Below are 9,125 nucleotides of genomic sequence, written 5' to 3'. Positions count from 1 at the left end.
CGCCCCGTGCCTCAAAGGCCGGTGGGGCTGGGGGTGGGGCTGCGCCCCAGGCCCCGTGCCTCAAAGGCCGGTGGGGCTGGGGGTGGGGCTCCGCCCCGGACCCCGCGCCTCAAAGGCCGGCGGGGCTGGGGGTGGGGCTCCGCCCGGGCCCAGCCGCCTGCGGGCAGTGCTCGCCCCGAGCCTCCAGCCAGGGCTGCGTCCCAGCTGGCGCCCCCAGGGCCCCGCCCCTCACCCCGGCGGGCGTCTCACGTGGCGCGGAGGGCCGGTCAAGGCCCTGAGGAGGGCTCGGCGGGCCGTGTAGCGGGCGAGGGTCGTTGCGCGGCGGGCCTTGCGTGTGAGCGCCGCCCGGGGCTCGGCGGGCCGGGGCTCGGGCATGGGGCGGGGCCTCCTCTTGAAGATGGGAACCATTTTCATCTACTCTAGCGGCATGGCCCGCAACGAACTACGCCCGATCATCAAGCTCCGCTCCACGGCGGGCACCGGCTACACCTACGTCACCCGCAAGAACCGCCGGAACGACCCCGACCGGCTGGTCCTCCGCAAGTACGACCCGGTCGCCGGCCGCCACGTCGACTTCCGCGAGGAGCGCTGAACCAGCACATGAAGAACGGAATCCACCCCGCCTACGCGCCCGTCGTCTTCCGCGACAAGGCCGCCGACTTCGCCTTCCTCACCCGGTCCACCGCCACCAGCGACAAGACCGTGATCTGGGAGGACGGCAACACCTACCCCGTCATCGACGTCGAGATCTCCTCGGCGAGCCACCCCTTCTACACCGGCACCGCGCGGGTCCTCGACACCGCCGGCCGCGTCGAGCGCTTCGAGCGCCGGTACGGGAGCCGGAAGTGAGACTGCCCGTCGTGATCGTCGGCGGGCTGCACTCGGACGCGCGGAAGGAGGTCGTGGAGACGCTGCTCCGCGCGGTGCCGGGCAGCGTCGCACTGCACCACGACCTCTCCACCGCCGCCGAGGGCACCGTGCGGCGCACGGTCCGCGACGCGTCCGGCGTGCAGGGAACCGGAGAGGCCCCGCTCGTCAACGACTGCGCGTGCTGTGCGCTGCGCGACGACCTGGTCCCGGAGCTCGAACGGCTGGCGGCCGGCGGCGATCTCTGCCGGCTCGCCGTCGTCGAGCTCTGGGACTCGGTCGAACCCAAGGCGATGGCCGAGGTGGTCGCCGCGCACGGCGCGGACTTCCTCCGGCTGACCAATGTGGTGACCGCCGTCGACCCCGCCCTGCTGCTCGACTGCCTCGGCAACGGCGACGACCTCGCCGAGGCGGGCCTGGCGGCCGCCGCCACCGACGGGCGGACCATCGCCGACACCTGGGCCCGGCAGCTCGAGTACGCGCCGGTGCTCGCCCTCGTCGACAGCGAGGAGGCGGACGAAGAGGACGCCGCGCTGCTCACCCAGCTGCACCCGACCGCCCGGCGGCTGCCGGCCGGCTCGCCCGAGCTCGTACGGGCGGCCCTGGAAGGGGAGTTCGACGTGGCGGCGGCCGCCGACCGGCAGCACCCGGCCTGCGCCCTGCTGCCGCAGGAGGCCGACGAGTGCGGAGTGGCCACCTTCGTGTGGCACCGGACCCGGCCCTTCCACCCCGGCCGCCTCTACTCCGCCCTGGAGGATCTGACCTGCGCGGCAGCCCGCAGTCGGGGCCGCTTCTGGCTGGCCGACCGGCCCGAGACCCTGCTCGCCTGGGACGCGGCGGGCGGCGCGCTCTGCGTGGAGGGCGCCGGCCCCTGGCTGGCCTCGCTGCCCGATGCCGCGTGGGAGATGGTCCCGCCGGTGCGGCGGGCGGCCGCCGCCCTCGACTGGCACCCCGAACACGGGGACCGCTGCCAGCACCTGGTCTTCACCTCGCCCGGCCTGGACCGGGAGGCGCTGGCCGGGCTGCTGGAGTCCTGCCTGCTCGACGACGCCGAGTACGCCGCTGGCCCCGAGGGCTGGGCCCGGCTGCCGCGGGCCTTCGACGCCCTGCTCGACCACGTCGCCTGAACCACCCCGCTCGGAAGCTCAAGGAGAACCGAACATGGCCCGCCGACGAGAAGTGCGCCCGACCAGGGCGTCGCGGCCCAATCCGCTGGACGCAGCCGGAATTACGTACATCGACTACAAAGAGACCGATCTGCTCCGTAAGTTCATCTCGGACCGCGGGAAGATACGCAGCCGCCGCGTCACCCGGGTGAGCGTGCAGCAGCAGCGTGACCTGGCCCGGGCCATCAAGAACGCCCGTGAAATGGCCCTGCTGCCCTACGGACCCGCCTCTGCGTGATCAAGGAACCACCCCGCGTGCACGTGCATCTGCCCATGCAGACGCGTATGAACAGAGCTATGATCCGGTGCAGTTGACATCTGCACTATCGGGGGCTTCCTGTGGACCACGCGTACAACGGGATGGCAGCTGCAGAGCTAGACGGGGTGACCTGGCAGAAGAGCAGGCACAGCAACTCGCAGGGTTCCTGCGTGGAGTTCGCCAAGCTGCCGGGCGGTGACGTGGCCGTGCGCAACTCGCGCTTCCCGGACGGGCCGGCCCTCGTGTACACACCGGCCGAGATAGAGGCCCTGCTGCTCGGCGCAAAGGACGGGGAATTCGACCATCTGATCAGCTGATCCATCGATCGGATGATCAAGCCATGCACGTGCACTGGCCGGGACCGATCGCTGTGATCGGTCCCGGCCAGTGGTGTGTGGCGTGGGTTGTGTTCGGCGCCTGATCGGGTCTGATCGGGACGGATTGCGTCCATTTTCGTCAGATTGCTCCGACTCCTCCGGGCGCGGGTCAGTCCTGGAGCAGGAACAGCGCCCAGACCACCTTGCCGGTCAGCCGGCCCGCGAGCGGGTGCCAGCCCCAGCTGTCGCTGTACGAGTCCACCAGGAACAGCCCGCGCCCCGATTCCGCGTCGCTGTTCTCGTCCGTCTTCTCCGGTGAGAAGCAGCCCCCGGGGCTGTCCTCGCTGGGATCGCGCACCGCGCACACCAGCCGGGTGCTCCACCGCATCAGGTGCAGCCGGACCGGCGGGTCCTGCTCCCCGCCGCGCGCGTCCTTCGGCAGGGCGTGCCGCAGGGCGTTGGTGACGAGTTCGGAGACCACCAGGGACACGTCGTCGAAGCGGTCCTCCAGCCCCCACTGGCCGAGCGTCGACCGGGTGAACGAGCGGGCGCCGCGCACCGCTTCGTACCGGGCCGGGAGGGCGCAGGAGGCGGACCCGGAGACGGCCGTGGGGTCGACCGGGGGCAGCCCCTGCCGTAACGGCTCGAGCATGGTCGATCCATTCATCCCCATGCGAGGCACTCCCGGGATTCGCGGACGGAGCGGCGGCTGTGTCCATGAAAAAACTGCGGGGTGGGTCGGGCGTCGGCGCGAAAGAGCACGCAGGCGCGGCACCATGGTTCCGAATGGCGCTGCCGGATGCAAGGGCAGATGCACGTGCACGCGCCGGACCTGTCCACTCCCGTGACGGTTCTTGCTCATTTCTTCCTACGCATACTTACGGACTTCTTTTCCGGGAGCCCGTATTCCGTTACAGAACGAGTACGGCCCGATGCGTTTTGGTGGCAGACTGCGGGCCCTGGGGTACGGGGGCCCCGCGACGCGCTCATAGCGATGGGGAGGGCAGGACAAGTGACCGCAGAAGCGAGCGGTTCTGTGGTGCGCCGCATCCTCCTGGGCTCGCAGCTCAGGCGGCTCCGAGAATCCCGCGGGATCACCCGTGAGGCGGCCGGTTACTCGATCCGCGCATCCGAATCGAAGATCAGCCGCTTGGAGTTGGGAAGGGTGAGCTTCAAGGCCAGGGACGTCGAGGACCTCCTCACGCTCTACGGAGTCACGGACGGCACCGAGCGGGAGTCCCTCCTCGGACTGGTCCGCGAGGCCAACGCGGCGGGCTGGTGGCACAGTTACGGCGACGTGCTGCCGGGCTGGTTCCAGACCTACATCGGCCTGGAGGGCGCCGCCTCGCTCATCCGGATCTACGAAGTCCAGTTCATCCACGGCCTGTTGCAGACCGAGGCGTATGCGCACGCCGTGGTCAGCCGCGGCATGCCCGAGGCCACCGCGGCCGAGATCGACCGCCGGGTCGCCCTCCGCCTGGAACGCCAGAAGGTCCTGGTCTCCGAGAACGCCCCGCTCTTCCACGCCGTCCTCGACGAGGCCGCGCTGCGCCGCCCCTACGGCGACCGCGCCGTCATGCGGGGCCAGTTGGAGCACCTCATCGAGATCTCGCAGCGGCCCAACGTGCGGCTGCAGGTGATGCCCTTCTCCTTCGGCGGTCACGCCGGCGAGAGCGGAGCCTTCACCCTGCTCCGCTTCCCCGAGTCCGACCTCCAGGACATCGTCTATCTGGAACAGCTCACCAGCGCCCTCTACCTGGACAAGGACGAGGAAGTGGCGCAGTACGACCGGGCGATGGAGCGGCTCCAGCAGGACTGCCCGGACCCCGGCCAGACCCGGGACGTTCTCCGTGGTCTTCTCCAACTGTCTTGATTCGCACGTAGTATGACGTCTGATCAGTCTCCGGTGCAGCGCCCGGGTGCGCGCCTGCAGTAAGGGATGGCATGGCCATATTCGAGGACCTGGCCCACCAGTACATCGACGGCGAATGGCTGGCCGGCACCGGGTCGTGGGACATCATCGACGTCAACCCGTACAACGGTGAGAAGCTCGCTGCCATCACCGTGGCCACCGTCGAGCAGGTCGACCGTGCCTACCGTGCCGCCGAGCGGGCGCAGGCCGAGTGGGCGCGGACCAGCCCTTACACCAGACGCACCGTCCTCGAACGCGCCCTGAGAATCACCGAGGAGCGCGAGAAGGACATCGTCGAGGCGATGATCGACGAGCTCGGCGGGACCCGCCCCAAGGCCGAGTACGAGGTCCACCTCGCCAAGGAGTTCATCCGCGAGGCCATCCAGCTGGCCGTCCGCCCCGAGGGGGAGATCCTGCCCTCCCCGGTCGAGGGCAAGGAGAACCGGGTCCAGCGCCTCCCGGTCGGCGTGGTCGCGGTGATCAGCCCCTTCAACTTCCCCTTCCTGGTGACCATGAAGTCGGTCGCACCCGCCCTGGCCCTCGGCAACGCCGTCGTGATCAAGCCGAACCAGAACGCCCCGGTGGTCGGCGGCGGGGTGATCGCCAAGATCTTCGAGGACGCCGGGCTCCCGGCCGGCCTGCTGAACGTCCTGGTCACCGACATAGCCGAGATAGGCGACGCGCTGCTCACCCACCCGGTCCCGAAGGTGATCTCCTTCGCGGGCTCCGACCGGGTCGGCCGGCACGTGGGCTCGGTCGCCGCCCGCCACTTCAAGCGGACGGTGCTGGAACTCAGCGGCAACAGCGCCCTGGTGGTCCTCGACGACGCCGACATCGACTACGCGGTCGACGCGGCGGTCTTCAGCCGGTTCGTCTACCAGGGCCAGGTCTGCATGGCGGCCAACCGGATCCTCGTCGACCGGTCCGTGGCCGAGGAGTTCACCGAGAAGTTCACCGCCCGGGTGAAGGCCCTGCGCACCGGCGACCCGCACGACGCCGACACCCACATCGGCCCGCTGATCAACTCCTTCCAGGCCGACGCCCTGACCGCCCTCGTGGACCGGGCGGTCGAGGAGGGCGCGCAGGCGCTGGTCCGGGGGTCTACGCGCGGCAACCTCGTCGAGCCCACCGTGCTGGCCGGGATCCCCGAGGGCTCGCCGCTGCTCGGCCAGGAGATCTTCGGCCCGGTGGCCCTGCTGGTGGTGTTCGACGGGGAGGAGGAGGCCGTACGGCTGGCCAACGAGACCCCGTACGGACTGAGCGGCGCGGTGCACACCCGGGACGTCGAGCGCGGCGTGCGGTTCGCCGAGCGGATCGAGACCGGCATGATCCACGTCAACGACTCCACCATCGGGGACGAGCCGCTCGCCGCCTTCGGCGGGGAGAAGGACTCCGGACTGGGCCGGCTCAACGGCCGGGCCACCGTCGAGGCCTTCACCACCCAGAAGTGGATCTCGGTGCAACACGGCCGGAGTTCCTTCCCCTTCTAGGACAGGAACTGACCGCAAGCCTCCGTAGCGTGTTTCTTGTCGGCGCGGGGCGTCGGCGGGGAGACATCGCGACATCCACGGAAGAGGCGGTTGATCATGGCTCAGCTTTCCACCGAGGTCATCGGCGACGAGCGCGGCACGCTCCTGGCCTTCGTAGAGGCCCAGCGGACCGCGATCCGCGAGGCCCTGGACGGGCTCACCGAGGAGCAGGCGGCGAGCCGTCCGAGCGCCAGCGAACTCTCGCTGTCCGGGCTGGTCAAGCACGCGGCCGAGGCCGAGTTCCACTGGCTGCGGATGGCCCAGCAGCGGCCCAATGAGCGGTTCCGCTCCAACGGGGCCTGGAGGGACGGCTTCCGGCTGACGGACGACGAGAACATCCCGTCCGCGCTCGCCTTCTGGGAAGAGGTCAGGGCCGAGCTGGAGGCCTTCATCGCGGCCGTCCCCAGCCTGGACGACACCTTCCCGCTGCCCGAGGCCCCCTGGTTCCCGAAGGACGGGAAGGTCTCGATGCGGTGGCTGCTGCTGCACCTGGTGGAGGAGTACGCCCGGCACGCCGGGCACGCGGACATCATCCGGGAGTCCCTGGACGGCACCAAGGCCATGGGCTGACCGCCCGGCCGTTCCCGCCCCGCCGGACCTGCCCGGCCCCGCCGTTCCCGCCCGGCCCGGCTGGATAGCCTGGGCCCCATGTCAGCGATCCGGCTTCTCGTCCTCGGGGCGGTCCGCCAGCACGGGCGGGCCCACGGCTACCAGGTGCGCAACGACCTGGAGTACTGGGGCGCGCACGAGTGGTCGAACGCCAAGCCCGGCTCGATCTACCACGCGCTCAAGCAGATGGCCAAGCAGGGAGTGCTGCTCGCGCACGAAGTGGCCCCGAGCGCGGCCGGCGGCCCGCCGCGTACCGAGTACGAGATGACGGAGGCCGGCCGCGAGGAGTACTTCCGGCTGCTGCGCGAAGCCCTCTCGGCGTACGACCAGAAGCGCGACGCGCTGTCGGCGGCGCTCGGCTTCATGGTCGACCTGCCCCGCGCGGAGGTGCTGGAGCTGCTCCGGCGGCGGCTGGACGGGCTGGCGGAGTGGCGTACGGCGGTGACCGAGTACTACACGCCGGAGGGCGGCCCGGAACAGCTCGGGCACATCGGCGAGATCATGCACATGTGGGTCCACTCGGCCGAGGTGGAGGCTGAGTGGACCCGGGGGCTGATCGCCCGGATCGAAGGCGGCGCGTACTCCTTCGCCGGTGAGGGCGGGGACCCCTTCGTGGGCGTGCTGGCCGAGGGCCAGGAAAACCCCTTCGCTTAATCAAGTTTGACTAGCCCGGGTGCCGGGGATACCTTGGCCGACCCGGCTAATCAAATTTGACTAGCTCGGTATCTCTTCAGGGAGTGGTTCTGCTGATCGTGCTCGAAGGCGTTCACAAGCGGTACGGAGAGAAGCCGGCCCTGGCCGGCCTGGACCTGGAGGTGAAGCCCGGGACCGTGCATGCCGTCCTCGGCCCCAACGGAGCCGGCAAGACCACGGCCGTCCGGGTGATGAGCACCCTGCTGCGGCACGACGAGGGCGTGGTCCGGGTCGCCGGGCACGACGTGCGCACCGAGGCGGCGGCCGTCCGCGCCCGGATCGGCCTGCTGGGCCAGCACGCGGCGCTGGACGAGGAACTGGACGGTCGGCAGAACCTGGAGATGTTCGGCCGGCTCCACCACCTGGGCGCGCGCCGGGCCGGCGTGCGGGCGGACGAACTCCTGGACCGCTTCGCGCTCGCGGACACCGGCCGCAAGCCGGTCAAGCAGTACAGCGGCGGCATGCGCCGCCGGCTGGACCTGGCGGCCTCGCTCATCACCGAACCCGCGGTGCTGTTCCTGGACGAGCCCACCACCGGCCTCGACCCGCGCGGCCGGGCCGAGGTGTGGAGCGCGGTCCGCTCGCTGGTGGGCGGCGGGACGACCGTCCTGCTCACCACCCAGTACCTGGAGGAGGCCGACCAGCTGGCCGACCGGATCGCGCTGGTCGACGGCGGGCGGGTCGCCGCCGAGGGCACCGCCGACGAGCTCAAGGCCCTAGTGGGCGGCACCCGGGTGGAGCTGGCCCTGGCGGACGCAGCGGCCCTGGCGGCCGCGGCCCGGGCCCTGCCGGGAGCCGCGGTCCGCGAGGAGGAGCTGCGGCTCAGCCTGCCCGCGGCCGGCGCCGCCGATCTGGCGGCGGCCGTCCGGGCGCTGGACGAGGCCGGGGTGGAGGCGGCGGACATCGCGCTCCGCCGGCCGACGCTGGACGAGGTGTTCCTGCGGCTGACCGACCGCTCCGACGACTCCGTGGAGGTGACCGCATGAGCACGGCCTGGGCGGTGCAGGATTCCTGGACGATGACCCGGCGCGAGCTCGCGCACTGGGGACGGCAGCCGGTGCAGGTGCTCGTCGGGCTGGTGTTCCCGGTGATGATGCTGCTGATGTTCGGCTTCCTGGTCGGCGGCGGGCGGGGCATCGACGGCGAGTACGTCGAGTTCCTGGTGCCCGGCATGCTGGCGCTGACCATGGCCTTCGGGCTGGAGGCCACCATGACCGCGGTGACCCGGGACCTGGACAAGGGAGTGATCGACCGCTTCCGGTCCATGCCGATGTCCTCGTCGGCGGTGCTGGTCGGCCGGAGCACGGCGGACATGATCCAGTCGGCCCTGGGGCTGGCGGTGCTGGCCGGGGTCGGGCTCGCGCTGGGCTGGCGCTGGCACGGCTCGTTCCCGGCGGCCCTCGCCGCCTTCGGCCTGCTCCTGCTGTTCCGGTTCGCCATGCTGTGGATCGGCATCTGGCTCGGCATGGTCGCGGGCAAGCCGGAACTGGTGCAGGCGGTGCAGATCCTGGTCTGGCCGGTGGGCTTCCTGTCCAACGCGTTCGCGACCCCGGAGTCGATGCCGGGCTGGCTGGGCACGGTGGTCGAGTGGAACCCGATGTCGGCGACCGCCACGGCGGTCCGCGAGCTGTTCGGCAACCCGGCGGCCGCATCCGCCTCCTGGGCCTCGGACCACGCGGCCCTGCTGGCGGTCCTCTGGCCGGTGCTGCTGCTGGCGGTGTTCTTCCCGTTGGCGGTGGGCCGCTTTCGCGGACTGAGCCGCTAGCCCCCCGC

The 9,125-nt window shown here is 71.1% G+C and carries 12 protein-coding genes; 11 read left to right on the top strand and 1 reads right to left on the bottom strand.

Annotated features, from left to right (window positions below; genetic code table 11):
- Positions 1 to 427 precede the first annotated feature (427 nt).
- The 5 genes from rpmG (at position 428) to AB0447_RS01930 (ending at position 2,609) form a co-directional block, all read left to right on the top strand.
- Positions 428 to 592, top strand: a complete 165-nt coding sequence (gene rpmG / locus AB0447_RS01950; protein WP_362709513.1) for a 50S ribosomal protein L33 — start codon at positions 428 to 430, stop codon at positions 590 to 592.
- A gap of 8 nt (positions 593 to 600) precedes the next feature.
- The gene (locus AB0447_RS01945; RefSeq protein ID WP_366474455.1) at positions 601 to 849 is read left to right on the top strand and encodes a type B 50S ribosomal protein L31; all 249 of its coding nucleotides are present in this window, start codon (positions 601 to 603) and stop codon (positions 847 to 849) included.
- Positions 846 to 1,994: a GTP-binding protein gene (locus AB0447_RS01940; RefSeq protein ID WP_366474454.1), complete on the top strand. Its 1,149-nt coding sequence runs from the start codon at positions 846 to 848 to the stop codon at positions 1,992 to 1,994. The genes AB0447_RS01945 and AB0447_RS01940 overlap by 4 nt, the downstream gene beginning before the upstream one ends.
- 34 nt (positions 1,995 to 2,028) lie before the next feature.
- Positions 2,029 to 2,271, top strand: a complete 243-nt coding sequence (gene rpsR / locus AB0447_RS01935) for a 30S ribosomal protein S18 (RefSeq protein ID WP_366474453.1) — start codon at positions 2,029 to 2,031, stop codon at positions 2,269 to 2,271.
- Positions 2,272 to 2,372: 101 nt separating this feature from the next.
- On the top strand, positions 2,373 to 2,609 hold the full coding sequence (locus AB0447_RS01930; RefSeq protein WP_366474452.1) for a DUF397 domain-containing protein: 237 nt from the start codon (positions 2,373 to 2,375) through the stop codon (positions 2,607 to 2,609).
- 169 nt (positions 2,610 to 2,778) lie between these two features.
- Here the strand turns inward: AB0447_RS01930 and AB0447_RS01925 are convergent, their stop codons facing one another.
- Positions 2,779 to 3,282 (bottom strand): ATP-binding protein, encoded by a 504-nt coding sequence (locus AB0447_RS01925; RefSeq protein WP_366474451.1) that lies wholly within the window; start codon positions 3,280 to 3,282, stop codon positions 2,779 to 2,781.
- Positions 3,283 to 3,603: 321 nt separating this feature from the next.
- Here AB0447_RS01925 and AB0447_RS01920 point away from each other — a divergent pair, with 321 nt between their 5' ends.
- From AB0447_RS01920 to AB0447_RS01895, 6 genes are all read left to right on the top strand, one after another.
- A complete protein-coding gene (locus AB0447_RS01920) occupies positions 3,604 to 4,482 on the top strand; it encodes a helix-turn-helix transcriptional regulator (protein WP_366474450.1) in 879 nt (292 codons plus the stop codon).
- 71 nt (positions 4,483 to 4,553) lie between these two features.
- The gene (locus AB0447_RS01915) at positions 4,554 to 6,011 is read left to right on the top strand and encodes an aldehyde dehydrogenase family protein (protein ID WP_366474449.1); all 1,458 of its coding nucleotides are present in this window, start codon (positions 4,554 to 4,556) and stop codon (positions 6,009 to 6,011) included.
- Positions 6,012 to 6,107: 96 nt separating this feature from the next.
- Positions 6,108 to 6,620 carry a DinB family protein gene (locus tag AB0447_RS01910; RefSeq protein ID WP_366474448.1) on the top strand — a complete coding sequence of 171 codons (513 nt, stop codon included), beginning with the start codon at positions 6,108 to 6,110 and terminating at the stop codon, positions 6,618 to 6,620.
- 78 nt (positions 6,621 to 6,698) lie between these two features.
- Positions 6,699 to 7,313, top strand: a complete 615-nt coding sequence (locus AB0447_RS01905) for a PadR family transcriptional regulator (RefSeq protein WP_366474447.1) — start codon at positions 6,699 to 6,701, stop codon at positions 7,311 to 7,313.
- Positions 7,314 to 7,396: 83 nt separating this feature from the next.
- A complete protein-coding gene (locus AB0447_RS01900) occupies positions 7,397 to 8,338 on the top strand; it encodes an ATP-binding cassette domain-containing protein (protein WP_366474446.1) in 942 nt (313 codons plus the stop codon).
- Positions 8,335 to 9,117 (top strand): ABC transporter permease, encoded by a 783-nt coding sequence (locus tag AB0447_RS01895; RefSeq protein ID WP_366474445.1) that lies wholly within the window; start codon positions 8,335 to 8,337, stop codon positions 9,115 to 9,117. The genes AB0447_RS01900 and AB0447_RS01895 overlap by 4 nt, the downstream gene beginning before the upstream one ends.
- The last annotated feature ends 8 nt before the right edge of the window (positions 9,118 to 9,125 follow it).

The organism is Streptomyces sp. NPDC051211, from assembly GCF_040689505.1.
Taxonomy (GTDB): Bacteria; Actinomycetota; Actinomycetes; order Streptomycetales; family Streptomycetaceae; genus Streptomyces.
This window is presented reverse-complemented; position numbering and strand designations above follow the sequence as displayed.